General features: G+C 34.0%; 24 protein-coding genes and 5 tRNA genes. 11 read left to right on the top strand and 18 right to left on the bottom strand.

Annotated features, from left to right (window positions below):
- The first annotated feature begins 55 nt into the window (after nucleotides 1-55).
- A complete protein-coding gene (gene obgE, locus ABEG63_RS19490) occupies nucleotides 56-1,039 on the top strand; it encodes a GTPase ObgE (RefSeq protein WP_267405127.1) in 984 nt (327 codons plus the stop codon).
- A gap of 65 nt (nucleotides 1,040-1,104) precedes the next feature.
- On the opposite strand, the gene ABEG63_RS19485 is transcribed toward obgE, so the two are convergent.
- A complete protein-coding gene (locus tag ABEG63_RS19485) occupies nucleotides 1,105-1,836 on the bottom strand; it encodes a methyltransferase domain-containing protein (RefSeq protein WP_346587023.1) in 732 nt (243 codons plus the stop codon).
- 138 nt (nucleotides 1,837-1,974) lie between these two features.
- Here ABEG63_RS19485 and ABEG63_RS19480 point away from each other — a divergent pair, with 138 nt between their 5' ends.
- A complete protein-coding gene (locus ABEG63_RS19480) occupies nucleotides 1,975-2,463 on the top strand; it encodes a DUF6438 domain-containing protein (protein WP_346587021.1) in 489 nt (162 codons plus the stop codon).
- 86 nt (nucleotides 2,464-2,549) lie between these two features.
- The gene (locus tag ABEG63_RS19475; RefSeq protein WP_312390772.1) at nucleotides 2,550-3,854 is read left to right on the top strand and encodes a DEAD/DEAH box helicase; all 1,305 of its coding nucleotides are present in this window, start codon (nucleotides 2,550-2,552) and stop codon (nucleotides 3,852-3,854) included.
- Between the two features lie 31 nt (nucleotides 3,855-3,885).
- Here ABEG63_RS19475 and ABEG63_RS19470 read toward each other — a convergent pair whose 3' ends face one another.
- From ABEG63_RS19470 to ABEG63_RS19440, 7 genes are all read right to left on the bottom strand, one after another.
- Nucleotides 3,886-4,653: a TatD family hydrolase gene (locus tag ABEG63_RS19470; RefSeq protein ID WP_346587020.1), complete on the bottom strand. Its 768-nt coding sequence runs from the start codon at nucleotides 4,651-4,653 to the stop codon at nucleotides 3,886-3,888.
- 6 nt (nucleotides 4,654-4,659) lie between these two features.
- Entirely contained in the window at nucleotides 4,660-5,187 is a 528-nt protein-coding gene (locus ABEG63_RS19465) for a DUF4269 domain-containing protein (protein WP_346587019.1), read from the bottom strand.
- 28 nt (nucleotides 5,188-5,215) lie between these two features.
- Entirely contained in the window at nucleotides 5,216-6,172 is a 957-nt protein-coding gene (locus ABEG63_RS19460; RefSeq protein WP_346587017.1) for a GSCFA domain-containing protein, read from the bottom strand.
- Nucleotides 6,173-6,245: 73 nt separating this feature from the next.
- Nucleotides 6,246-7,217, bottom strand: a complete 972-nt coding sequence (locus ABEG63_RS19455) for a polyprenyl synthetase family protein (RefSeq protein ID WP_312390889.1) — start codon at nucleotides 7,215-7,217, stop codon at nucleotides 6,246-6,248.
- Nucleotides 7,218-7,562: 345 nt separating this feature from the next.
- The gene (locus ABEG63_RS19450) at nucleotides 7,563-8,705 is read right to left on the bottom strand and encodes an inorganic phosphate transporter (protein WP_346587015.1); all 1,143 of its coding nucleotides are present in this window, start codon (nucleotides 8,703-8,705) and stop codon (nucleotides 7,563-7,565) included.
- A 21-nt stretch (nucleotides 8,706-8,726) separates the two neighbouring features.
- Nucleotides 8,727-9,365: a DUF47 family protein gene (locus ABEG63_RS19445; protein ID WP_267405118.1), complete on the bottom strand. Its 639-nt coding sequence runs from the start codon at nucleotides 9,363-9,365 to the stop codon at nucleotides 8,727-8,729.
- 151 nt (nucleotides 9,366-9,516) lie between these two features.
- Entirely contained in the window at nucleotides 9,517-11,217 is a 1,701-nt protein-coding gene (locus ABEG63_RS19440; RefSeq protein ID WP_346587013.1) for a DEAD/DEAH box helicase, read from the bottom strand.
- Between the two features lie 273 nt (nucleotides 11,218-11,490).
- Between ABEG63_RS19440 and ABEG63_RS19435 the strand changes: the two genes are divergently transcribed.
- The 3 genes from ABEG63_RS19435 (at nucleotide 11,491) to ABEG63_RS19425 (ending at nucleotide 14,583) form a co-directional block, all read left to right on the top strand.
- Complete coding sequence (locus ABEG63_RS19435; RefSeq protein WP_346587011.1) at nucleotides 11,491-12,156, top strand: DUF2461 domain-containing protein; 666 nt, start codon at nucleotides 11,491-11,493, stop codon at nucleotides 12,154-12,156.
- Between the two features lie 143 nt (nucleotides 12,157-12,299).
- Nucleotides 12,300-13,088 (top strand): FkbM family methyltransferase, encoded by a 789-nt coding sequence (locus ABEG63_RS19430; RefSeq protein WP_346587010.1) that lies wholly within the window; start codon nucleotides 12,300-12,302, stop codon nucleotides 13,086-13,088.
- Between the two features lie 16 nt (nucleotides 13,089-13,104).
- A complete protein-coding gene (locus ABEG63_RS19425; RefSeq protein WP_346587008.1) occupies nucleotides 13,105-14,583 on the top strand; it encodes an oligosaccharide flippase family protein in 1,479 nt (492 codons plus the stop codon).
- Here ABEG63_RS19425 and ABEG63_RS19420 read toward each other — a convergent pair.
- From ABEG63_RS19420 to ABEG63_RS19400, 5 genes are all read right to left on the bottom strand, one after another.
- Nucleotides 14,576-15,643, bottom strand: a complete 1,068-nt coding sequence (locus ABEG63_RS19420) for a hypothetical protein (RefSeq protein ID WP_346587007.1) — start codon at nucleotides 15,641-15,643, stop codon at nucleotides 14,576-14,578. The genes ABEG63_RS19425 and ABEG63_RS19420 overlap by 8 nt on opposite strands.
- A gap of 182 nt (nucleotides 15,644-15,825) precedes the next feature.
- Nucleotides 15,826-16,680, bottom strand: coding sequence for a glycosyltransferase family 2 protein (locus ABEG63_RS19415; RefSeq protein WP_346587005.1), 855 nt, complete (start codon nucleotides 16,678-16,680; stop codon nucleotides 15,826-15,828).
- A complete protein-coding gene (locus ABEG63_RS19410) occupies nucleotides 16,677-17,471 on the bottom strand; it encodes a class I SAM-dependent methyltransferase (RefSeq protein WP_346587004.1) in 795 nt (264 codons plus the stop codon). The genes ABEG63_RS19415 and ABEG63_RS19410 overlap by 4 nt, the downstream gene beginning before the upstream one ends.
- A gap of 6 nt (nucleotides 17,472-17,477) precedes the next feature.
- Nucleotides 17,478-18,878 carry an aspartate ammonia-lyase gene (gene aspA, locus ABEG63_RS19405; protein ID WP_267405110.1) on the bottom strand — a complete coding sequence of 467 codons (1,401 nt, stop codon included), beginning with the start codon at nucleotides 18,876-18,878 and terminating at the stop codon, nucleotides 17,478-17,480.
- A gap of 72 nt (nucleotides 18,879-18,950) precedes the next feature.
- Nucleotides 18,951-19,979, bottom strand: a complete 1,029-nt coding sequence (locus ABEG63_RS19400) for an N-acetylmuramoyl-L-alanine amidase (protein WP_267405109.1) — start codon at nucleotides 19,977-19,979, stop codon at nucleotides 18,951-18,953.
- Nucleotides 19,980-20,115: 136 nt separating this feature from the next.
- Here ABEG63_RS19400 and ABEG63_RS19395 point away from each other — a divergent pair.
- From ABEG63_RS19395 to ABEG63_RS19385, 3 genes are all read left to right on the top strand, one after another.
- A tRNA-Ser gene (locus ABEG63_RS19395) sits at nucleotides 20,116-20,200 on the top strand.
- Nucleotides 20,201-20,218: 18 nt separating this feature from the next.
- Nucleotides 20,219-20,293, top strand: a tRNA-Pro gene (locus tag ABEG63_RS19390).
- Between the two features lie 51 nt (nucleotides 20,294-20,344).
- A tRNA-Arg gene (locus ABEG63_RS19385) sits at nucleotides 20,345-20,418 on the top strand.
- A 152-nt stretch (nucleotides 20,419-20,570) separates the two neighbouring features.
- Here ABEG63_RS19385 and ABEG63_RS19380 read toward each other — a convergent pair.
- The 3 genes from ABEG63_RS19380 to ABEG63_RS19370 all read right to left on the bottom strand — a co-directional run bounded on the left by ABEG63_RS19380 (nucleotide 20,571) and on the right by ABEG63_RS19370 (nucleotide 22,361).
- The gene (locus ABEG63_RS19380) at nucleotides 20,571-21,257 is read right to left on the bottom strand and encodes an MBL fold metallo-hydrolase (protein ID WP_346587002.1); all 687 of its coding nucleotides are present in this window, start codon (nucleotides 21,255-21,257) and stop codon (nucleotides 20,571-20,573) included.
- A gap of 54 nt (nucleotides 21,258-21,311) precedes the next feature.
- Nucleotides 21,312-21,896, bottom strand: a complete 585-nt coding sequence (locus ABEG63_RS19375) for a Crp/Fnr family transcriptional regulator (protein ID WP_346587000.1) — start codon at nucleotides 21,894-21,896, stop codon at nucleotides 21,312-21,314.
- A gap of 186 nt (nucleotides 21,897-22,082) precedes the next feature.
- Complete coding sequence (locus ABEG63_RS19370) at nucleotides 22,083-22,361, bottom strand: hypothetical protein (RefSeq protein WP_346586999.1); 279 nt, start codon at nucleotides 22,359-22,361, stop codon at nucleotides 22,083-22,085.
- A 168-nt stretch (nucleotides 22,362-22,529) separates the two neighbouring features.
- On the opposite strand from ABEG63_RS19370, the gene ABEG63_RS19365 reads away from it, so the two are divergent.
- Nucleotides 22,530-22,604, top strand: a tRNA-Pro gene (locus ABEG63_RS19365).
- An 8-nt stretch (nucleotides 22,605-22,612) separates the two neighbouring features.
- Nucleotides 22,613-22,686: transfer RNA gene (locus ABEG63_RS19360), tRNA-Arg, on the top strand.
- Between the two features lie 794 nt (nucleotides 22,687-23,480).
- Here the strand turns inward: ABEG63_RS19360 and ABEG63_RS19355 are convergent.
- Together ABEG63_RS19355 and prmA are read right to left on the bottom strand one after the other, a co-directional pair.
- Nucleotides 23,481-24,326 (bottom strand): SH3 domain-containing protein, encoded by an 846-nt coding sequence (locus tag ABEG63_RS19355; RefSeq protein ID WP_346586997.1) that lies wholly within the window; start codon nucleotides 24,324-24,326, stop codon nucleotides 23,481-23,483.
- A 24-nt stretch (nucleotides 24,327-24,350) separates the two neighbouring features.
- Nucleotides 24,351-25,178, bottom strand: coding sequence for a 50S ribosomal protein L11 methyltransferase (gene prmA / locus ABEG63_RS19350; RefSeq protein ID WP_346586995.1), 828 nt, complete (start codon nucleotides 25,176-25,178; stop codon nucleotides 24,351-24,353).
- Between the last annotated feature and the right edge of the window lie 186 nt (nucleotides 25,179-25,364).

Below are 25,364 nucleotides of genomic sequence, written 5' to 3'. Positions count from 1 at the left end.
ATGGTTGATAGTTTTCAGCAATCAACTGACAACCATTAACTGACAACAAAAGAATATGTCAAATTTTGTAGATTACGTAAAGATTCATTGTAAAAGCGGTCACGGAGGTGCTGGTTCTGCCCATCTTCGCCGCGAAAAGTATATTCCTAAAGGTGGTCCTGATGGAGGTGACGGAGGTCGAGGCGGTCATATTATCATGAAAGGAAATGCTAATGAATGGACTTTACTTCCTCTTCGTTACACCCGTCACGTAAAAGCGGAACGCGGTGAAAACGGAGGTAAAAACCAGTTGACCGGAGCTTACGGAGCTGATGTTTATATTGAAGTTCCGATCGGGACTATCGCTAAAAATGAAGATGGAGAGATCATCGGCGAAATCATGGAAGACGGGCAGGAAATCATCCTAATGGAAGGAGGAATGGGCGGAAAAGGAAATGAATTCTTTAAATCTTCCACCAACCAAACTCCACGTTTTGCACAACCTGGAGGTGAAGGTCAAGAAGGTTACGTTGTTTTCGAACTTAAAATTTTAGCGGATGTAGGTCTTGTTGGCTTCCCCAATGCAGGAAAATCTACGCTTTTAGCATCTGTTTCTGCGGCAAAACCAAAAATTGCCAACTACGCATTTACCACTTTAACTCCAAACTTAGGAATTGTTGATTACAGAAATTATAAGTCTTTTGTAATGGCAGATATTCCGGGAATTATTGAAGGTGCAGCGGAAGGTAAAGGTCTTGGTCACAGATTTTTAAGACATATTGAAAGAAATTCAATTTTATTATTCTTAATTCCTGCAGATTCGGAAGATCATTTCCAGGAGTTTAAAATTTTGGAGAATGAATTGAAAGAATATAATCCAGAATTGTTGGATAAAGATTTCATCGTTTCCGTTTCAAAATCTGATTTATTGGATGATGAATTAAAGAAAGAAATCTCCGCAGAATTCCCTGAAAATAAACAGCCTTTGTTTTTCTCAGGTGTTACAGGGGAAGGAACAATGGAATTGAAAGATGCCATCTGGAAACAGCTTCACGGATAAAATTTAGAACAATTTTTTCAAAGTATAAATCCGTCTCATTATTTGAGACGGATTTTTTATTTAAATTATTTTGTACAAATTAAAACTTTTTCATTCTGAGAAAAACCGTAGTAATTATCTTTCGAAAACGTTCTTACAACCACATTAAAACCAACTTCTTTTAAACGGGATTCCAAACCTTTCACAGAATAAATTCTCACATGATCTTCCTGTCCGAAATGTTTCAGTCTTTCCTCTTCCGTTGTGATTGAATAATCTTCGTAAATTTCACCATCTTTAAAAGGAGTCTGAATAAGAGCCTTTCCACCAGTTTTTAGCACTCTGTGTAATTCGCTCATTGCTTTTTTATCATCAATGATATGTTCTAAAATATGATAACAAACAATCAGGTCAAAAGTTTCTTGTTCAGCATCAATATTGGTAATATCATAACGATAATCAGCAATAAAATCACTTCCGAAATCGGTTGCGAAATAACGAAGATCATTTTTCTTTTTCCACTTTTTATATAGCATTCGGAAAGGAGAAAAATCTAAAAAAACAGTGTCTTTTTTTATAAATTCTTCATTCAGTAATTTATACAGTCGGCGAGCTCTGGAAATACTTCCGCAAATAGGACAAATTAAATCGCCATTTTCTAATTGGGCAAAACTTTTCAAATTCGTCTCACAAATATTACATTGATGATCTTTCCCTTTATAAAAAGGAATTAAAAGCTTTCTGAATCTTTCTTCATTTTCAATAAGCGCTTTTTGAGGAATGATATTTTTAGCGACCGATTTTAAAAAATTGTACATATTAGATGTGTAGAATTACAATCTTCAAAATAACAAAAATTTATCCTAAATGTCTTTTCCAATATTAAATTTATTCTGAAACTTTTATTAACAAAGGATTTGGAACAATTATTGAAAGACAAGATTCAAATTTAAACTATGAAATATTTACTAGGTCTTTGCGCTTTTATTTTTTTATTTTCATGTAATTCTCAGAATGTGAAATCAAAATATTCTAAAATAGAATACGAAGCGACACCATGCTTCGGATTCTGTCCTGTTTTTAAAATGACTATTAATCCAGACAGAACAGCCGTTTTCGAAGCTGAGCATTTTAATTTTAATGATAAACCTTCAAAAGACGAATTTTCTAAACCAAGAGAAGGAACCTTCAAAGGAACCATTAAAGAAGCAGATTATAATAAATTAATCGCTTTATTGGATGGTTTAGATGTAAAAAATTTAAATGATAAATATGGTGAAAAGAATATTACTGATCTTCCGACATCTTATTTAAGAGTAAATTTTGCAGATGGAGGTTCTAAAAATGTAGAAGATTATGGGAAACGCGGAAGTGAAAAACTTTCAGCAGTTTACAAATTTTTCGAAGAATTGAGAAAAAATCAACAATGGACAAAAGTGAATTAATTCGCTTAAAAATATTTACGCTACCTTTGCAAACATAATTCCTTCATTTTGAAGGAATTTTTACTTTAATTATAAAAACAATTCATTTGAATTTTACAGATTTAAACTTAATAGAGCCTATTGCAAAAGCAATTCAGGAACAAGGATATACCAACCCAACGCCCATTCAGGAAAAATCGATCCCTGAAATTGTACAGGGTAAAGACTTTTTGGGATGCGCTCAGACAGGAACAGGAAAAACGGCGGCTTTTGCCATTCCTATTTTACAGAACCTTTCTAAAAATAAAACGTCAAACAGAAATATTAAGGCATTAATATTAACTCCAACAAGAGAATTGGCGATACAAATTGAAGAAAACATTCAGGCTTACGGAAAATATTTACCTTTAAAACATTTAGTAATTTTTGGTGGTGTAAAACCCGGAAATCAGGAAGCTGCTTTGAGAAAAGGAGTTGATATTCTAGTAGCGACGCCTGGAAGATTATTAGATTTTATTTCACAAGGAATCATCAGCTTAAAAAATCTTGAAATTTTCGTTTTAGATGAAGCCGACAGAATGCTTGATATGGGTTTTGTACATGATGTGAAAAGAATTATCAAACTTTTACCTCAAAGAAGACAGACCTTATTTTTCTCTGCAACGATGCCTGCTGAAATCCAGAAATTAGCAAATTCGATCTTAAATAATCCTGTAAAAGTAGAAGTTACGCCAGTGTCTTCGACCGCAGAAACGATCAATCAATCCGTTTATTTTGTACAGAGAGAAGACAAACTGAACCTTTTGGCTCATATTTTAAAAAATGATATTGCGGAATCTGTTTTGGTATTTTCAAGAACGAAACACGGCGCCGATAAAATTGCAAAAAAACTTCAGAAAGACGGAATTTCTACAGAAGCCATTCACGGAAATAAATCTCAAAATGCCCGTCAGAATGCTTTAAACAATTTTAAATCAGGCAAAACAAGAGTTCTTGTAGCGACTGATATTGCAGCAAGAGGAATTGATATTGATGAATTGAAATTCGTTATTAATTTTGAGCTTTCAGACGTTTCTGAAACCTATGTTCACCGAATCGGAAGAACGGGAAGAGCAGGTGCAGAAGGAAACTCAATCTCTTTTGTGGATGGTTTAGATTTATTAAACCTAAAAAATACAGAAAAACTGATCGGAATGAAAATTCCTATTGTGAAAGATCACCCTTTCCATACAGATAATCTTGTGGCTCAGAAAAGGGACTCTAATAATAAACCTGTTTCTGCAGGTTCTGAAAGACCAAAATCACAAAGACCGGGTTCTTCTTCAAGAGGAGGGAATAAAAAACCCGCTTCGGCAGGAGCTTCGGTTGGTTTTAAAAAGCCTAAGAATAAAAATTTCACGAGAAAGAAATAAAGAAAGCCTTCCGATTGCGAAGGCTTTTATTTTAAATTTTAACGAACATTTTCTTCGCATTTTTCGTTGTAATTCTATCAATTTCAACAAAATCAACATTATAAATATCCACTAATTTACCGGCTACCAAATCAAGATATGAACTTTCGTTTCTTTTTCCTCTGTGTGGAACTGGCGCCAAATAAGGTGAATCTGTTTCCAAGACGATTTTATCTAAAGGAATTTCATTCAAAAACTGATCGATCTTACCATTTTTAAACGTCACTACTCCACCTATTCCTAAAATAAAATTAAGGTCAATGGCATGTTTTGCCTGTTCTAAATTCCCTGAAAAGCAATGGAAAATCCCTCTTAATTTTGGATGCTTTTTTCTCTCCAATACTTCAAAAGTTTCATCAAAACTTTCTCTTGTGTGGATCACAATAGGTAAATCCATTTCAATTGCCCAATCGATTTGCTGCTCAAAAGCTTTTACCTGAATATCCAACGTTGTTTTATCCCAATACAAATCGATCCCGATTTCTCCAATCGCGGGGAAAGCTCTTTGATCCAAATAATTTTTAACGATTTCCAGTTCTTTTTCCCAGCTTTCAGGTTTTACATAACAAGGATGTAAACCCATCATTGAAAAAATTTGGTTCGGATATTCTGCTTCTAACTGCAACATTTTTTCGTGAGATTCTGAATCAATTGCAGGGAGATAAAACTCTGTAATTCCTTTATCTAAAGCCCTTTGAATTGCTTCTTTTCTGTCTTCATTAAATTCTTCTGCGTATAAATGAGTATGTGTATCAATCATTTTTTATTACATTTTTAATAGATCTTCATAAGGATTTTCCAAACCCAGCAATATTCCAAAAGCGGGTTCTGTTTTGATTCCTTTTTTCTTTAATTCTATTATTTTTTGTTTAAAATCTTCTCCTTTTTCCTGTAATATTTTGTGTTCGGAAATCATGTGGCGATAAGCATTTTGCTCAATTGTAGGTTTATTTTGTCCGAAAATCTCGATGGGAAAGTCTTCCAATATAAAATTTATTGTAATGCATTTTTCGCCGTTGATAACTGGATATTCAACTTTAACTTCTGCATCATTGGGAATAAATTTGCTGAACATTAAATCATCCAAAAAATCTTCTTCAAATCTGAAATCAACTTCAAAAATAATATCCAGATCGCTTCCTTCAACATCAATTTCAATAGGAATTGTTCCTGCCAAGATTGGAGAATAAAACTTTAACTTCTCAAATAACCGATGTTTATTCAGAAGTGAATAAGCTCTTCTTTGTCTGTCATTTCCTACTTTTAAATAATCAAGTTTTGTAAAATCAATCATTCCAACTCATAACATTAAACATTGAACTTTAAACCTTAAATATCGAATGCTTTACTTTCTTTTGCTGAACTTCAATTCTTTGACTTAATTTTTCCCTAAACTCAATATATTTAGGATCTTTTTCGTCGTTAGTTCGGTGTTCTAAAGCTGTATGAATTTTAAAATTTTCTTTGATAAAATCTTTAGTTTCATCTGAAAAATAAGCTTCCCCGAACTTATCAAATATATAATTAACCGCCTGATTATTAGGATGAATCATATCTTCTTTATAAAAACGATAATCGCGAAGATCATCCATTAATATTTCATAAATCGGAAGGTAATGGCAGTAATCTAAACCATCAATCATTTCGTGGATAGAAGTAATTAATTTAGACTTACTCAACTGATTTTCAACCATTCCGTCTTTTGTATGACGAACTGGCGAAACTGTAAATAAAATCTGAACATCATCAACACAAATATCCTTCAAATTCAGAATCGTATTATAGATAGCTTCAGATATTTCCTGATAGCTCAGCAGTCTTTTTTCGAAAAATTTTTGCGGAATCTTGTGACAATTGGCCACCAATTTTTGTTTCGGAACAAATTCGTAAATAAATGAACTCCCGTATGTGATAATTACCCAATTGGTTTCCTGAAGAAACTGATTTCCTTCAACAATTTTAGTATTAATCTTTTCTAAAGTCTGGTGAAGGTATCGGGTATCAAAACTGGTATGATGATCCAAAGAAATAAATTCATCATTAAAAGTAATTAATTCTTCTTCTTCATAAAAATCTGAATCATGAAGCCTTTTAATGGAATTATTGATCGAAAATGGGTTAAAAATAGTCCCAAATGGATTGTTTACCGACTGAAGCTGTCCCTGCAAGAACAAATCTGACATTTCGGACGCAAAACAGGAACCTATTGAAAATATTTTATCCTCAACATCTATCTTCTTCTTCGATTCTTTTATATCAACTTCTGTCCTGAATTTCATTGTATAGGTATGAGATTGCAGCTTATAGGTTGCAGGTAAACTGTGATCTGCGACCTATAAACTGCGACCTAATTTAGCTTTCTCTTCTCAATAAATAGTTTGCCAATTCTGCAAACGGTTTTTTCTTTTCTTCCGGAATATCAATTTTCTGAAGATAGCTTTGTCCGATCTCGTTGTGTTTTTCGATCAAACGCAATGCTTTCTCGTCAACTTTTGTTCTTCTGAAGATCTTTTCAACGTTATATACTTTATCGATATTATCGGTTTTCTTAGAATACCAATAATCAAGTTCTTTTAATTCTTCTTCCGTTGCATATTCTCTTGCCAAAAGGTAAAGAACCGTCTTTTTATTTTCATAAATATCTCCAGCGTGCTTTTTACCAAACTGCGACTGATCTCCGAATACATCCAAATAATCATCCATAATCTGGAATGCAATCCCGATGTGTTTTCCAAAGTTGAAAATAGCTTTAGCATCTTTGAAATCTGCTTTTGCAATCATTGCCCCGATTTCAAATGACGAAGCACTTAAAACACCAGTTTTATAAGTAATCATTCTGATATAATCATCAAAAGTTACGTTATCCTGAGTTTCAAAATTGATGTCATATTGCTGACCTTCACACAGAAGTAACCCTGTATGCGTGAAAATTCTGATACAAGCTTTGAAAATTTCAGGTTCAAGATCTTCAAAAAACTTGTAAGCTTTCAACATTAATCCGTCTCCTGAAAGAATTCCCACATTGATACCGTGTAATGTATGAATCGTTGGCTTATTTCTTCTTAAAGGCGCTTCATCCATAATATCATCATGGATCAGTGTGAAGTTATGGAAAAATTCAATCGCCAAAGCAGGTTTAATTGCCTGTTTCAAGTCGCCACCAAAAAGATCGCAAGCCATTAAAACCATAATCGGACGAAGACGCTTTCCACCATGGGAAATAATGTAGTTCATCGGATCATAAAGCTCCGTAGGTTTGTCTTTGAAAGTATATTTAGCAATGGCGTCAGCAACAATCTGTTGGTATCTGTCTAAAAATTCCATAAATTCTAATAGTTTTAACAAAAATACAATTTTTCAGGGCTTTATAAAACAAAAATCCTCACTGTTTTATAAAACACCGAATTGAATTTTGTCATTGACAATTCATTACTTTTAATTTATCCCACAATATTCAAGTCATAACTGAAATCATAGCCCCGATTGCAACGACATCCTTTTTGGTTGCGGCGGAGCGAAGCGGAGCCGTAACCAAAAAGATACAGTGAAAAGCGGGAAATTGCTCCTAAAAACAATTCGACAATGTCAAATAATCTAATATTCATTTTTCGAAACAAAAAAGCTTCACCCAAAATGAGCAAAGCTTTTATATTATTTAAAATTTATGTTTTAAGAGAAAAATGTCACCAAGAGGTAAGTAACTCCTGCAACAATAGCCGAAATAGGAATGGTAAGAACCCAAGCCCAAAGAAGACTTACTGTGATTCCCCATCTTACGGCAGATATTCTTTTCGTAAGACCTACCCCAATGATAGAACCTGTAATGGTGTGTGTTGTAGAAACTGGGATACCAAAATGATCGGTAATGAATAGCGTGATCGCTCCCGCAGTTTCAGCACTTACCCCTTCTAATGAAGTTACTTTTGTAATTTTAGTCCCCATTGTTTTGATGATCTTCCAACCCCCACTCATTGTTCCTAAACCAATCGCTAAGAACGATACCAAAGGAACCCAGATATAATGCTGTGCAAAATAATCGAAACGATCAGCAGAAGCTACGTTCAAGTATTCTGCATCCTGAAGAATGCTAACATGATAATAAATCACTGCTGCCCCAATAATACCCATTACTTTCTGAGCATCGTTCAAACCGTGACCTAAACTGAACAACGCCGAAGAAGCCAACTGCAATCTCTTGAATGACTGATCTGCCTTGTGTGGGTTTGATCTTTTATAAAGGTGAACAATGATTAAGGTAATGATAATTGAAATAATCATCCCTATGATCGGCGCCATGAAAATGAACAGGAAAATAGGAATTACTTTGTCAAATTTTACAACACTTTGCGTGGTTACCTGATGAGCAGCTTCTTTCAAAGTAGCCCATGTTCCTAACGCAGGTTGTGCTGCAGCTACATCATGATAATCCATCATGAAAGCGTGCATTAGTGCTGCTCCTAAAAATCCACCAATCAAAGTGTGAGATGAAGATGAAGGAATACCAAACCACCAAGTCAATAAATTCCATGCGATGGCCGCAACCAAACCGGAAAATATTACTTCAAGGTTGATAAAATTTTCATTCACTGTCTTGGCAATCGTATTACCAATTTTAAACTCTCCAATAATATACGCAGCGATAAAGAAAGCTGCAAAATTCCAAAGTGCTGCCCAAAGAACGGCCTGGAACGGAGTTAAAACTTTTGTAGAAACAATAGTCGCAATTGAGTTGGCTGCATCGTGAAAACCATTAATGTAATCAAAGATCAAAGCCAAAGCAATAATAACTATAAGTAAAATCGGAAATTCCATTGTTTAATTATAATTATTAAATTAAGCGTATTTAATCATGATGTTCTCAATCGTATTGGCAACATCTTCAGCCTTGTCGGTTACTACTTCAAGATAATTAAGTACAGATGAAATTTTAATAATGTTGATCGCATCGTTTGTTTCGAACAATTCTACCATAGAATTTGAAAGAAGGTCGTCTGCAATGTTTTCAATAGAATTTACTTTAATACAAGCTTCTTTTACCTGCTCCATGTTTTTAAAACCTTTAAGATTTTTCATTGCATTCTGAATTTCAAGACATGCTTTGTGGATTAGTAAAGAGAAATCTGAATACGCCTTCATTTCAGGCGACTTGTAAAGGAAGATATATTTTGTAGATGCGTAGATATAATCTGCGATATCATCTAAACCTGTTGCCAACGTGTGGATGTCTTCTCTATCGAAAGGAGTGATGAAGTTTTTCCCCAATTCTACGAAGATCTCGTGAGTAAGCTCATCATTTTTATGCTCATAATCGCTCATCTTTTTCAACATAGAATCATCATTAAGATCGAAATCTTTAATTCCGTGATTGAATTCCTCAGACATTGCTACCAGGTTTTCTGTTACTTTTTCGAAAAGCACAAAGAAGATTTTATCTTTCGGTTGAAAAGCGTGGAAAATATTACCAATTCCCATTGTAAAGTTTTTATAATTTTGACTGCAAATTTCCTAAAAAACCATCTTACCTGAAACTATATAACATTAAGTTTTGTTAACATTGGATTCACACTTCATTAGTATACAAAAAAACCGGCATTAAAGCCGGTTTATATATTTGAAAATGAGTTTAGTTAGCCTCTTCAGCTCTCATATCTTTACCTCTGAATTTCATTGATTGAATGTTGCTCAAAAGATCTCCTTTGAACGATTTTTCAACCTCGAAGAAAGAGAATTTCTCTAAAATTTCGATATCTCCGATTTCAGCTCTTTTCTTCGTCTTACCGTTTGATGTAGCTTTATTGATGATATCTAAAACATCCAGTTTCTTCAATTGATCTTTTTTACCAAGATTAAAGAAGAATCTTACCATGTTTTCATTTTTTCTTCTTGGTTTTCCACCACGCTCTCTTCTGTCTCCTCTCTCGCTTCTCTCACCTCTATCGCGGTCTCTACCTCTGTCACGATCTCTTCTGTCTCTTCTTCCGCCATCATCATCTCTGCTGCTTAGCTTCTGTTCTACAAGATCATGTCTGTCTTTGTAATAAAGAGCAAGGTCTTTCAATTGGAACTGAAGTAATTTGTGAACCAATTCTTCTTTTGAAAACGCTGACAAATCAGGAATTAAAGCATCATCAAATTCAAAGAAATCTTCATGTACTTCAAACAGACTTTCAAAAACACCACCTACCTGAGCTTTGATCACCTCTTCTCCCGTTGGGATTTTAGCCTCATTGATCTCAATTTTAGTTACTGATTTTATCTGTTTTAATTTTCTGCTTTCTTCAGGCTTAATTAAAGCAATTGAAACACCGTCTTTTCCTGCTCTCCCCGTTCTACCACTTCTGTGAACGAATACTTCCGGATCATCAGGTAAAGAATAGTGAATAACGTGAGTCAGAGAGTTTACATCCAATCCTCTCGCTGCAACGTCTGTTGCTACAAGAATATCGATGTTTTTCAATCTGAACTTCTTCATCACCGTATCTCTCTGAGCCTGAGAAAGATCACCATGAAGTGCATCTGCTGCATAACCATTCTGCATCAAGAAATCAGCAACTTCCTGAGTTTCCATCCTTGTTCTACAGAAAATGATTGAATATTGATTCGGGTTAGAATCGATCAATCTCTTCAAAGCTTCTTTTTTCTGACGGTATCCTGCCACATAATATTCATGCTTAATGTTCTTTTTAACCTCGTTAATAGAACCTACAGAAATTCTGTGTGGTTTTGTCAAATAATTCTTAGAAATTCTTTCCACCTCTTTACTCATCGTAGCCGAGAATAAGAAAGTTTGTTTCGTTTCAGGAGTTTCGCTCAAAATTGTTTCCAATTCGTCTTTGAAACCCATTGAAAGCATTTCATCAGCCTCGTCTAAAACCAACCAATGAATTGCCGAAAAGTCTAGCGCTTTTCTGTTAATTAAATCAATCACTCTACCCGGAGTTCCCACAATAATTTGCGGTTTATCCTTCAAAGATCTGATTTGCTCCATAATACTGCTTCCACCATAAACTGCTGTCGTTTTGATGTCTCTCATGTATTTAGAGTAATTTTTAATGTCTTTTGTAATCTGAAGACATAATTCTCGTGTCGGACAAAGCACCAATAATTGGATTTTGCGACTCGTCTCGTCAATCATATCCAAAATCGGAAGCGAAAACGCTGCTGTTTTGCCTGTCCCTGTCTGCGCAAGTGCGATTAGATCGCGAATATCTGAAAGAATAAAAGGGATAGTCTGTTTCTGGATTTCTGTCGGGCTTTCGTAACCCAGTTCGCCAATTGCCTTTAGAATGTCAGGACTTAAATTGGTTTCCGTAAATAAATTCATTAAATATTTTAAAATTTTTGCAAAGATACAATTATTATTTGGATTTCTTTTTAACTATTATTACAGAAACAATAATTTAATATTCAAAACCCACAAGCCTTTTATAATTTCCGCAGAAAAACGATATTTTTTTTATTTTTATTTTAATAAAAGTTGAAACATCAAATTGTTATTGATTTCATCAATTTTCACATCCATTATTAGAAATAATTAAAAATATTATCGCTTAAAGTATACAGACTTTTATTTAATTTTGATGTTAAATAAAAAAATATGTCCGCTACCCTATCACCAAAAACTTTTGATTTCCTAAAGAAACTTACCAAAAATAATAACAGAGAATGGTTCAACGAAAATAAAGACCTTTATCTAGAATCTCAACAAAATGTAATCTCCTTTTTGGAAGATTTAATTAATGAAATGGCCGATTTCGATGAAGATTTAAGAAAAATAGATGCCAAAAAATCTTTGTTCAGAATTTATCGTGATACGAGATTCTCTAAAGATAAAATTCCTTACAAAACCAATTTCGGAGCTTCTTTGGGAATGGGAAAAGGAAGCCAGAAAGGCGGATATTATCTACACTTAGAACCAGAAAAATCTTTTATCGCAGGAGGAATTTATATGCCGGAATCTTCTGTTTTAAAAGAATTGAGAAAAGAAATTTCTTTATACGGAGATGATTTTATTAAAATTTTAAACAATAAAGAGTTCAAAAAACATTTTCCAGAATTAGATCAGGCAGATAAATTGAAAAAAGTTCCTCAGGGATTTGAAAAAGAAGATACAATGGCAGAATATTTAAAACTGAAAAACTTTATTGTTGTTTACAATCTGAAAGATGAAGAAGTTTTAAATGAAAGTTCAATTAAAAATTTAACTAAACTCTTTAAATTAATGAAACCATTTAATGATTTTCTTAACACTCCATTCTTATAACAACTATTAATACGGTAAAAATCAATTTATAAAATTTCAGACACTAAAGTTTTATAACTGAAAATCAATTCATTACATTTCACCTCTTTTAACATTAGTTTAACATTTTTGATTATCTTTGCTGATCGTTAAAAAATCCAGGGATGTCTTTATACCAAAAAATTGCAGAAAAGCTACAGTACATCAGTCCTAGTTTTTACAAAAAAAGATATTTTAAAAGCTTAAATAATCTTACAAAGGATAATTTTTCTAAACGTAATGTAGAACCTGAATTGGTATGGATAAAGGAATTTCTGCCAAAAAATGCAGTAATTTTTGACATCGGTGCAAACGTGGGAACATTTTTGTATCAGCTGGAAAACAAATTGATCAGCGACAATATTTACGCTTTTGAGCCTAATAAAAAGCTGTACCGAAGATTAAAAAGGCTTTTTCCGACGATGAGGGTTTTGCCTTTGGCACTTTCTGACGAAAATACGACTGCTGAGTTTAAAGTTCCCGTCATCAACGGGAAAATGATCGCTTCAAGAGGTACGCTAAACACCGCCTACAAGGAAAAAGGCGAAGAAAAAAGCTACACCGAAAAGGTAAAAGTGATAAAATTGGATGAATGGGCAGCGATTGAGCATTTCACAAGACTGGATTTCATCAAAATAGATGTTGAAGGCAACGAAATGAAAACATTGAACGGCGCAAAAAAGATCATTCAACAATTTCTACCGACTTTAATGGTAGAAATGGAACAGAGACACCATGAAACTCCAATCTGGAATGAGATTTCCGAAGTAGAATCCTGGGGATATGATGCAAAATATCTCAACAGACATACTTTTGGGCTTGAAAAACTAACTGAAGAAATTCTTATAAAAAACACAAACGACGAAAAAAATAAAACAGAGTACATAAACAACATTATTTTTATACCTAAATAACACTTAAAACTAAAATATGAGCGTAGTTGCAAGACAAGGATTCAAATATTCCATCATCGGTTATATTGGTTTTTTGTTAGGTACCATTTCGGCGATTTTTATTTTCCCGAATGACTTTGAATTTTACGGAAAACTACGTTATATTTTGCCTACCGCAGAAATGTTGGTTCCATTTGTGGTGTTAGGTGTTTCTTATTCTAATGTGAAATTTTTTCATAAAGTAGATCAGGATGGTAAAAAGCAGAATATGCTTTCCCTTTCTTTAATGGCTATTTTAATAAATTTCGTTGTTTTCACATTGGTATTTTTCGTTCTTCCTTTTTTCTTTCCAAAATTTAAAAATCTGGAAGCCTGGAAAATCAAAGAACTGATTCTACCTTTAATTTTAATTTTATCCTTCTGTGCTATTTTCAACAAATACACATCAAACTATAAAAGAATCGTTGTTTCTAATATTTTCGATAATCTTTTTCCGAAAATTGCCAATCTTGGAGCATTTTGTTTATTCTTTTACTTTGCTTTGTCTCAACAGCTGGCATTTGCTTTTTTCTTCGGAATGTTTTCATTAATGCTTTTCGGATACATTTATTATACGAATAAGCTTGAAAAAATTCAGTTAGATTTCAGTACAGATTATTTTAAAAAAGATGGTTTCTGGAAAGAATTTTTCAATTATAGTTTCTTTGGGTTTTTAGGAACATTTGGAAATTATTTAGCCATCAATAGCTTTATGATTGGTGAATTCTTAGGAATGGAGGAAAACGGAATTTATGCTGTTTTATACGCTTTGATCTCTTTAATCTCAATTCCACAATTAGGATTATTCAACATTTCAGCACCAATTATTAGCAAAACGCTAGCCGACGGCGATATGGAAGAACTGGATAGATTTCATAAAAAAACGTCTTTAACTTTATATTTTTTAGGAGCAGTTCTTTTTTCATGCATCATGGTAGGATTTCCCTTCCTGACTCAGTTTATGCCTAAAAACGGAGTCATGCTGAGAGAATACGAACCTGTGGTTTGGATTTGGGGATCTGCCGTATTGATCGATCTTGCGACAGGATTCAACGGAAATATTATCTCGCTTTCAAAATATTACCGATTCAATATTCTGGTCATGCTTTTATTAGCAGGATTAACGATTGGCCTTAATTACTATTTCATTAAAAATACCGACCTCAAACTGATCGGGATTGCTTTATCTACCGCTATTTCCCTGACAACTTATAACGTTATTAAAATCGCTTTCAATTACTTTATGTTTAAAGTTTCACCGTTGACGATTGAGATGATTTTCGTGTCGATTATCTGTACTTTGGCGATCACGGTGGCGATTGTACTTCCGACATTTAACAACAATTTTATTAACCTGATTTACAAGCCATCGGTTGTTTTAATCCTTATTTACATTGGAAATTATTTCACAAAAGTATTCCCAATTGAGGATTATCTGAATATGAAATTCATTAAAAGTGTATTGAAATTTAAGTAGAAATTAGCTGATTCAGAACATTTTCTAATTTTTGCTGAACCGTATTTTTATTATAATCCGTTTGAAAATCAAAACGAGTTTGTTTCAAAGTTTGGAATTGCTCCAGAATGTCCTGTTTTTCAGGAATAATAAAATCTAATTTTGAAGAATAATTCGCAGGAAAAATAGAAGGTTTACCGTATTTAATCGTGTCTCCCAGATTACCCGTCATTTTCGTTTTTCCGTAAATTTCCTTCTGGCTAAAAAACATTGTCTCCTCTTGAATCGGGCACCATAAAACATCTGCTTTTCGCATCCAACTTTCAAAGTCTTCAGGCGAAACACGCTCTGAAAAATATTGAATAGAAATATATTCTACGCTACGTTCCAAATTAATAAGTTCCGTAAGTTCATTTCCGACAGCTTTTCCCAAAAAAACAAATTGTAGTAATTTAATTTTTGTATTTCCCTCTTTACTATTTTTTTCTAATTCTTTAATCTTATTAAAAACAGAATAATAATCCCTTCTTTTTTGTGAAACCCCTCCAGGAATAATAATTGTCAGAATATTACTTTCTGAGAAAGCATCGTTTTTTGTATAAAAAATAGGTAGAAATTGGTATGAATCTGATGACAATTCTTCATCTAAAACTAAGAGCTTTTTAGCCTTCTCATAAGCTTTTGAAGTATAAAAAAGTCCTTCTTTCCACCATAATTTTAAGCGATAAATAAGATCTTCTTTGAAAATATTTTTAATTAAATCTAGCTTTGAAATTTTAGTAAAATTAATATTATGAACAATAAAAGTAGTATTATATTTTTCGGCAATAGTCTGAAAAGTATTAAAATAGCGATGAACAGTTCCCACAATAATAAGATCATATTTTTTCATCTTTAACTGTTCCAAAATCATAGAACTATCTGATAAAAATACAGATTCATCATAATCATTAATCTGATTTTTTATCTTTTTTGAATAATAATAATCTACCAAAAATTCCGTTGAATCTCTCATAATTTCTAAGAAACTTTGGGCAATTTCAGCATGGGTATCAATTTCTATGTAGGCTATTTTTTTCAATTTTATTTCTAAACACTAATTACACAAATATTTCCACAAATGGCACAAATCGTTATATTTTCAGCCATTTATTTTCTCGCATCTCTCATCGTTGGTTGTTGTAATGATAGGATTATCATCCTATCCTACTCTAAATCGTCCCTTCGGGACTTATAGGATATTTTCACAAATGAAATATACAATTACATTTTCAGCCATTTCTTTTTCAGCATTTTCCAGCGTTGATCGTTGATTACTTTTCTTTCCTGTTCAGAAATTTTTAATTCTAATTTTTGAGAGCGGCAATTCTCGTACGATTTTATGATTTGGAAGAAAAAAGAAACTGATTTGCTTTTCATTGCCTCTTTTGCGGAAGCAACATACGCTAAGAATCTTCTTAATCCTAAAAAGTAGAAATATCTTCCGTAATAATCCGAAGCTTTCACCGTGTAATCGGCACCTTTTACTTTAATTAACTTCACGTGTAATTCAGGTAAAACAACTTCTTTCCAACCTAAATTTTCAAGCAAAATAGAATCGATATTATCCCAGCCCAAAGTTTCCCGCAAACCGCCAATCGCTTCAAAGCATTCCTTTCGATATGCCTTCATCGGGCCTCTCACATGATGTTTATTAGAATTCCCTTCATATACCCATTCGCCATTTGTTTCAATATATAACAATCCGCCAACCAAACCGTATGTCGGATTATTTTGAAAAGCATTTTGTACAGACTGAAGATAATTTTCGAAAAGAATAATATCAGCATCAAACTTACAAATGATATCAAACTCATTTATATTTTGAGTTTTTAAGCCATTTTTAAAAGCATTCACCACCTTAGAACCCGGCTGATGCGCTGATTTTTGAAGGTTAATGGTTTCAAAACGAGAATCTCTGTCGGTGAAATCTTTAATAACTTCCGCTGTTTTGTCTGTAGAACCGTCATTTACCACCATGACTTTAAAATCTTTATAACTTTGATGCTCTAAAGACTCTAAAGTAAACGGCAGATTTTCCTCCTCATTATGAGCTGGAATTATGATTAAAAATCTCACTTTTTAATTTTCAAATTAACTTCAAATAAAAATTCAGGTTCGTTTAAACTCTGAAATTTTTTCGTTTTAAAATCACCTTTCATGAAAACTGCACACAAAGAATTTTGAACGTGATACAAATTTTTATGAAAATTACTCGGCATTCCATCTAAGATTCCCTGGAAAACTTCATAACGTATTTTTTCAGGATTAAAAGCATAATCATGCCATACAACGATAGAATTTTCATGAATTAAATTGCCAAAAACCTTTTCGGTATCATTTTTTACCATTTCGTAAGAATGATCGCCATCGATGAAAATAAGATCGTATTTTTTATCTAAACCTTTAAAATCAAAAGCCTTTGAATTTCCTTCTAAATGAAGAATACTAGGATTTTTTCTAGAAACAATGCCGTGAAGTTCGGCATATTTTTTATCAATTCCTAAAGCAATGATCTCTTCTTTTGAAAGATTAAGCGTTGTACAGTCATCAATCACTTTTGCGACATTCCAAACACTCTCCCCTCTCCAGGTTCCGATTTCAAAATAACTTTCCTTCCCTTTTGCCAAGGTTTTCAGCAGTGCCAAATCTGTCGGCAGAGAAGCTCCATCCAAAAAGCAAATGTCAATAGATTCATCAAAATCTTCGCTCAAATCTAATAAACTGATTTGAGGAAGCGTTTCTAAATGCGGATATTTTTTAAGAAATTCTTTTTTTCTGACTTCTTTGTCGTTCAGTACTAAATTCAGCAGACTAGGTTCTTGTGCTATATTTTGAAGTGCCTGAACTGTTTTTTTGATTTTACTCACAGAATATTATTTACTATGTGGTTTCAACATATTTTTCGGATCGAGGATCTCATCTAATTTTTCCTGAGAAAGAATTCCTTTTTCCAACACTAAATTATAAACACTTGTTCCCGTTGCCAAAGCCTCTTTAGCAATAGCTGTTGATTGTTTATAACCGATGTACGGATTAAGCGCCGTAACGATCCCGATGCTGTGTTTTACCATATTTAAACAAACCTCTTTGTTAGCCGTAATTCCAACCACGCATTTATCGCGAAGAGTATCCAAGGCATTACAAAGGAAATTGATATTTTCCATGATCGCGTGAGAAAGTACCGGCTCCATCACGTTAAGCTGTAATTGTCCGGCTTCGGCAGCAAAAGTTACCGTTAAATCATTTCCTATCACTTTAAAACATACCTGATTCACCACTTCCGGAATCACAGGATTTACTTTCCCAGGCATAATGGAAGATCCCGGCTGCATCGGAGGTAAATTGATTTCAAAAAGGCCTGCTCTAGGTCCTGACGAAAGCAATCTCAGATCATTACAAATCTTTGATAATTTCACGGCAAGACGCTTCATCGCAGAAGAATAAATGACGTAAGAACCTGTATCTGGAGTTGCTTCCACCAAATCGGGTGCAGAAACTACAGGAAAACCAGTCAGTTCAGCCAAATTTTTAGCGCAAAGCGCAGCATAACCGATCGGAGCGTTTAATCCTGTACCGATGGCAGTTGCGCCCATATTTACTTCAACGAAAAGATTGGCGTTATTATTTAATTTAGAAATATCTTCTTCCAAAGTCGCCGCATACGCTTCAAATTCCTGACCTAAAGTCATTGGAACTGCATCCTGAAGCTGCGTTCTTCCCATTTTTATAACATCATGAAACTCTCTTCCTTTTGCACGGAAAGCATCTACAATACTTTCTAATCTTTGAGCCAAACCAACATTCATGTGCAATAATCCCATCTTAATCGCGGTAGGATACGCATCGTTGGTCGACTGTGAAAGATTGATATGATCGTTTGGCGAGCAGAATTCGTACTCCCCTTTATTTTTACCTAATTTTTCTAAAACAATGTTAGCGATTACCTCATTTGCATTCATATTGATTGAAGTTCCCGCTCCTCCCTGAATCATATCAACAGGAAATTCTTCATGAAACTTTCCTTCGATAATTTCATTACAAGCTTCAGCAATTTTGAAATACAAATTTTCATCAAGCAAACCTAATTCATAATTGGTTTTCGCCGCCGCTTTTTTCACAAAAGCCAATCCTTTGATAAAATCCGGATACGAAGACAAAAGCTGCCCCGAAATCTTGAAATTATTGATTGCTCTTTGTGTCTGAACTCCATAATATGCATTTAAAGGAACTTCTAATTCCCCCAGCAAATCACTCTCTTTTCTGAAATTTTCCATTACAGATAATGTTAATTTTTTTGTGGCTTAAAGATAGCAAAAACGCATCTTATCGATGCGCTTTAAAATTATTTATTTTGTAGAATATTTTAGATTCAAAGCTTGTAATATAGACCATGTTTCAGCATCCATAATTCCGTCATAGTTTTGCGGACGGAAATGATATTGGAAGGCTTCAATGGTCTTCTTGGTCGCATCATCCCATTTTCCGCTTAAATCAAGTCCGTACCCAAATTTCTGCAATTGGGTCTGCACACTATAGATAAATGTTGGGTCGATATATTTCGTCTGAAAATCTGTGGAAGTAGCTAAATCATAATAATTCTGTTTAGCAGCCTGATCGTACCACATCCCAATTTGATATTCATCATACAATTTTTTCCAAGGGAACATTGGTCCAGGATCCTGTTTTCTCGTTGGAGCAATATCCGAATGTGCCAATACATTGGTCGCCGGAATTTGATATCTCGTAATAATATCTTTAGCTAAAGCCGCTACTTTTTTTACCTGAGCATCATCAAAAGTTGCAAAAACTTTTTTACCCGTTGCATCCGAAGTGTATCCTGCATTTACAATTTCAATCCCAATCGATGTATCGTTAAGATTTTTATCAGTTCTCCAAGTGCTTACTCCTGCGTGATAAGAACGCTTGTTTTCGTCTACTAATTGATAGATTTCGTTATCTCCTGTATTATTTACAAGATAATGAGCACTTACATTCTGTTGGGTAAGAACCGTGATCGATTTATCATCCGGTAAAGCTGTGTAATGAAGAATCAGATATTTTTGTCTGAAATTCTGTGCAATTGCCGGAAAATAGGTTTTCACCACCTTATATCCTGCAGGTTTTGCCGAAACGATGGAACCGTAACTTGCGGTATTATCATTTTTAGTTGGATCTGCGATATTGGTAGTAAAAAATTCTACTCCGTGGTCAGATGTAATTTGAGGTTTTGGTTTTTCAGGAGTCTGAGGTTTTACCGGAGTTTTTGCCTGTGATACTGGGGTCTTCGGCTTGTATGAACTTTTTTTTACATTTTGTTGAGAAGTACATGAAAAAACAAAAGTACTTAATCCGATGATATATAATGTCTTACGCATTGGTCTATTTTTTTAATCATTTATTCCATCAAAAATACGCAAAATTTTCTTGAAAAATATTTGGTAAATAAAGAAATCTGTTCTATATTTGCACTCGCAATAACGGAACAACGATCATTAAAAAATAAGATAAACAGGAGGGTTGCCGGAGTGGTTAACGGAGCAGTTTGCTAAACTGTCGACGCGAAAGTGTCGCAAGGGTTCGAATCCCTTACCCTCCGCTTTTTCTATATATCTTTCGGGGCGTAGCGTAGTCCGGTCATCGCGCCTGGTTTGGGACCAGGAGGTCGCAGGTTCGAATCCTGCCGCCCCGACACAATAGCTTTTATTTATTATAATAACAAGCGAGAATCAAAACCCACAATGGGTGCGTAGCTCAGCTGGATAGAGCATCTGCCTTCTAAGCAGACGGTCAAAGGTTCGAATCCTTTCGCGCTCACATAAAACTCACAATTTTTATTGTGAGTTTTTTTTTGTTTTTAGATTAAAATTTTTCTTCTAAAGAAATTTCGAAATAACGTATTAAGTACAAAATTTGAGGACTATTAAGTTTTTGTCCAAAAAGATGGAGTTATTGTCTTAATTCTAAGATCAAAGAATAACTGCGCTGCATTTAGCCACAAATTGCTCAAACTTTCGATTTGTATTTTTCATAATTGGTCCGTGTCCGAAACAAATAATAGAAGGGCTAAGCTTTGCTAATTTTTGGAGAGATTTGACATTTTCCTGCTGATCCGAGGTGAATATTTTTGGAGGAAGCCTCAAACCGGTTGCCGTTGTGAGCAAGTTCATATTTGTTGCCACATCACCAATGATCAGCACACCATCTCGCTCGCGGAACAAAGAAATATGACCAGTTGAATGCCCAGGAGTTTCTATTACCCGAAAGTTACCTATCATATCATTTTCAACGATTGTAAGTTTAACTTTATGTCCCTGACCTGCCCAATACTTCTGTTGAAGCTTTGCTACCCAATGTTCTGGAGTTGGGTAGTCCTTAGTGACCATACCAGTTTCAGTTCTAAAAACTTCATCTGGATGACAAAGCAAAGGGATCGCAAATTCACCACATATCTGATCGCTACAGCCCTGGTGGTCTGCATGTGCATGCGTAAGTATATGTTGATAAACATGAATTTTCTGAAGTACTTTCTTCACCTTGGTATATGAACTGCGTATTCCAGAATCTACCAATACACCTTCGATAATATAACAGTTGATACTGTTTCGTGGCATAAGTGGGATTTGGAATACTTCGGGAGCAACTTGATGTAGCATTATTTTTTTATGCAAATCTACCTTACTAATCTGTATCACATAAGGACATTTGTCCTATAAAACTTTAGGTTTATGTATTTGGCTCTTTATTCTTGTAAGCGATCTTTGAGCAACACCAAGGTATGATGCCAAATCCTGAGTCGTTATACGCTGAATCAACATCGGTTCATGAGACAGAATATGGAGGTATTTATCCAAAGTTGATTTATTATTGTAATTCAGCAGATAGAGTTCCTTTTGAGTATACTCCCATTCCATTATTGACTTTATAATTACATTCCAAGCGGGCATCTTACTTAGGAGAAGCTGATAATCCGAATGGTTTATACTGTAAATTACACAATCTTCTATAGCTTTGATGCTCCTTTTAGATTTTTCCTGTTTTACAAATTCTGGAAATGAAGAGGCAAATTCGTTTTCAAACTTGAAGCAAGTTATATTTTCTTTTCCATCTTTATCCAAAGCATACGCTTTTACAGCGCCGCTAGCAATAAACCCAACATGAAAACAGTGTTTATCCTCCTGAATAAAAAAATCACCTTTTTTTAAACTAATCTGTTGGAAGAATTGCATAGAAAAATCGATTTCCTCAGCCGGTAAACCTTTTGAGAACAGGAAATTTTCAAATACGTCAGCCATTTTACAATTTTTTGTTCTTATATTTCTTCTTAACCGACTATTGATTACATATCAAATTCGGTATTCAAATCTAACAATTCTACGAATTAAAAGAAGTATTAAGATTCAATAAAAGTTTCAAATCTTTGAATTTTAGTTTTATTGAAAAGAATTAATCTCCCATTCTATTTCTAAGCCTCTTATTCTCTACGTACACAACTTTATTCCAGAAGAAGTAAACACATCATTTCTTATTTTAATTTCGCTGTGATTACCATTCAATTTTACTAATTCCTCTTGAAGATTTTCACCAATATTTTCAATTCTATTTTTATTGAAATTCTTATTTGAATGATGGTCTAAATTTTTGATGTTTTCTGTTTTTATTTTTGAAAGATTTTCACAGAGCTTTTGTTGAATATAAAAATTAGAAATAAATGAAATTATTATCAGCAATAGCAACAAAAGAAAAGTTTTCTTTTTCATTTAAATTTCATCTAAAATAATGGTTATTAATCAGGTAAAGGTAATAAAAAAGTACGTCGAAAAAATTAATCAAAATTTATTGCAATTTTATTTTCATAATTCAAAAAAACGTTATACATTTGCAACCACAAAAAACAAGGTAATTCTTGTTAAAAAGATGACCTCAATCGGGGCGTAGCGTAGTCCGGTCATCGCGCCTGGTTTGGGACCAGGAGGTCGCAGGTTCGAATCCTGCCGCCCCGACAATTTTAGGGTGCGTAGCTCAGCTGGATAGAGCATCTGCCTTCTAAGCAGACGGTCAAAGGTTCGAATCCTTTCGCGCTCACTTAAACTCACAACTTCTGTTGTGAGTTTTTTGTTTTTTCACTTTGAATTTCTATTTCAAAAGATGTTTAAAATGGATGATGAGTTACAAAAGTTAGGGACTATCCACAAAGTTTGTCATCCCCGTAGGGATCTAAGCATAGTATAAGAAAACAAAACTAAAGCAATTGTTAATTTTCTCTTTAACGCTATCGATCGCTAAGACTTTACATCCCGTTACACCTATTTTCGGTCGCAATGGCGTTCTACTCAGCAAATGATAGCAATATTTAGCTGGTTTAACTATAAAAATTAAAAGCCTTACACTCTGAACAAAGCCCACAAAGTTTTATGGTTATGATAAGTTTTAAGTTTCACAAAACGAAGTTTCGCCGATTCAGATTAAATCAATTTTATAATTTAGGCAAAGCCGTTCCACTTATAAAAGATAATAAAAAGCTGATCTATTTTAAGTTTTGAGACTGAGACTTTAAAATTTTATCGGTTCACTTTCAAACGCGGGAACATTTTAATTTTGTTTGTCATCGAGGTAGACATCTAAGCACAATATTAGAAAATAGAAAAGAAAGATTCTTGTTTAGATTCTTACAGGATGACAAAATTGGTGGTTCTTTCCAACTACTTAAATAAGTGACCTCAACCCTAGCCCCGATTGCAATGAAAATCCCGCAATGGAGCGGCGGAAAGAAGTGGAGCCGCGCAATGAGGAATTGTAATGGAAAGCGGGAAATAGCTCCAAAAAACTATAAAAAAACCACCGTAAATATACAGTGGTTTTCAGATTTAAAGTAAATATTATTTCAGCTTATATGAATTTCCGTCCCAAAGATAGATTTTCGAGGCTTTTTTCTTCTTTTCTCGGTCTTTATCATCTTTTTCCATTTCTTCCATTTTAAAGATGAATGCGTTCGGAATTCCGCCTTTATCGTTCGGAAAAACGAATTCTTCGGAGTGATAGTATACATCGGCATCTCCAACGTTCATCAGTTGCGGCAGAGCGATCAGTTTTTTATCCTTAAATAAAACATATTGATCATAGCTTGCAATTCCGCATGCTTCACCGGAAACCATCGCTTTTAAAGTCAATTCTACATTTTGCAGTTTATGATTACTTTCAATGTTAAATGTTCCATAGCTCAAGCTTTCCGCAGAACCAGTATCAAAAGAAACCTCATCGATCAACGTATTTCCTTCCACTACTTTTATGGCCGCGATATTTTGCGCATTGATGATTTGCGGATATTCTTTATCTTTTTTGTTGATCGTTTTCGTTAAACCAAACAGAAAATCATAGCCATTTTTATTTCGGTAGCCTACACAAAGATTTCCGCCCCAAACGTATCCTTCAGAAGTTTTATCGTCTTTTTGGTAAGAGATTTTATACCAATTGGCTCTTCTTTCACCCAATTTCAGAATCGTTTCATCTTGTTTAAGAATTAAAACCTGCTGATTGGTTTGCAGCGAATCTAAAATCTGAGCATTTACGTTGGGAAATTGTCGAATTCTCGTCCAGTCGGTGAATATTTTCTGTGTTTTATTTTCTTGAAAGTTAAAAATCCCGTTTGCATATTCTATTTCTTCTTCCTGAGCAGAAAAAATCTGAACAATGAATAAAAATAAAACCGTAAATAAAGTTTTCATATTAATATTTTGCAGTGTTTCTTTTTATTTTTCAAGTAATAAACTTACCCATTCTTCACGTTGAAGTTTTTTGGTAAGTGTTAAATTATTCTCTTTACAAACTTCCAAAATATCATCAACATCAAAGAAGCATAATCCTGAAAGCAATAATTTTCCGCCATCATTCAACACAGAAACATACGTCGGAATATCTGAAATTAAAATATTTCTATTGATATTCGCTAAAATAATATCGTAATTTTCTTTGCCTAAATTATCTGCAGTTCCTTGTTCGATGTCTAATTCTACATTATTTCTTACTGCATTTTCTTTTGAGTTTTCCACCGACCATTCGTCAATATCGATGGCTTTTGTATCTCCGGCTCCGATTTGTTTTGCATAAATTGCCAAGACCGACGTTCCGCAACCCATATCCAATACTTTTTTACCATTGAAATCAATATCCATCATTTGCTGGATCATCAAATGCGTTGTTGGGTGATGTCCCGTTCCGAAAGACATTTTTGGCTGAATGATAATTTCATGCATTCCAGGAACAGATTCATGGAATTCTGCACGAATAAGAACTTTATCATCAATATTAATGGGTTCGAAATTCTTTTCCCATTCTTCGTTCCAGTTGATATTTGGCATTTCTTCGAAAGTGTATTCGATTTTTACTTCTTCATTCTGAAAAAGTGGCAATGCTTTCAACGCTTCTTCATTAAATAATTCGGTCTGAATATATCCTAAAATACCATCAATTTCTTCTGTAAAACTGTCGAAACCTATTTCGATAAGTTCTGCCATTAATATTTCGTTCCACGGCTGAAGCGGAGAAATCTTGAAATTGAATTCTAAATAATTTTGCATGTGAATAATTTGTTGCAAAAATAAAGAAATAACCTCAGAATCTTATCTTATTGAAGATGATTGACGTAGGATCAGTCTAAAAAATGGACTGTCTTTAGATAAACTCACCACTTCCCTAGCCCAGATTGAGCGGCATGTTTGAGCTCTTTTTCCATTCGGTTTCGGCGCGGCAGCAAAGCTGCCGCG

This window comes from Chryseobacterium sp. C39-AII1, assembly GCF_039672645.1.
GTDB lineage: Bacteria > Bacteroidota > Bacteroidia > Flavobacteriales > Weeksellaceae > Chryseobacterium.
This window is presented reverse-complemented; position numbering and strand designations above follow the sequence as displayed.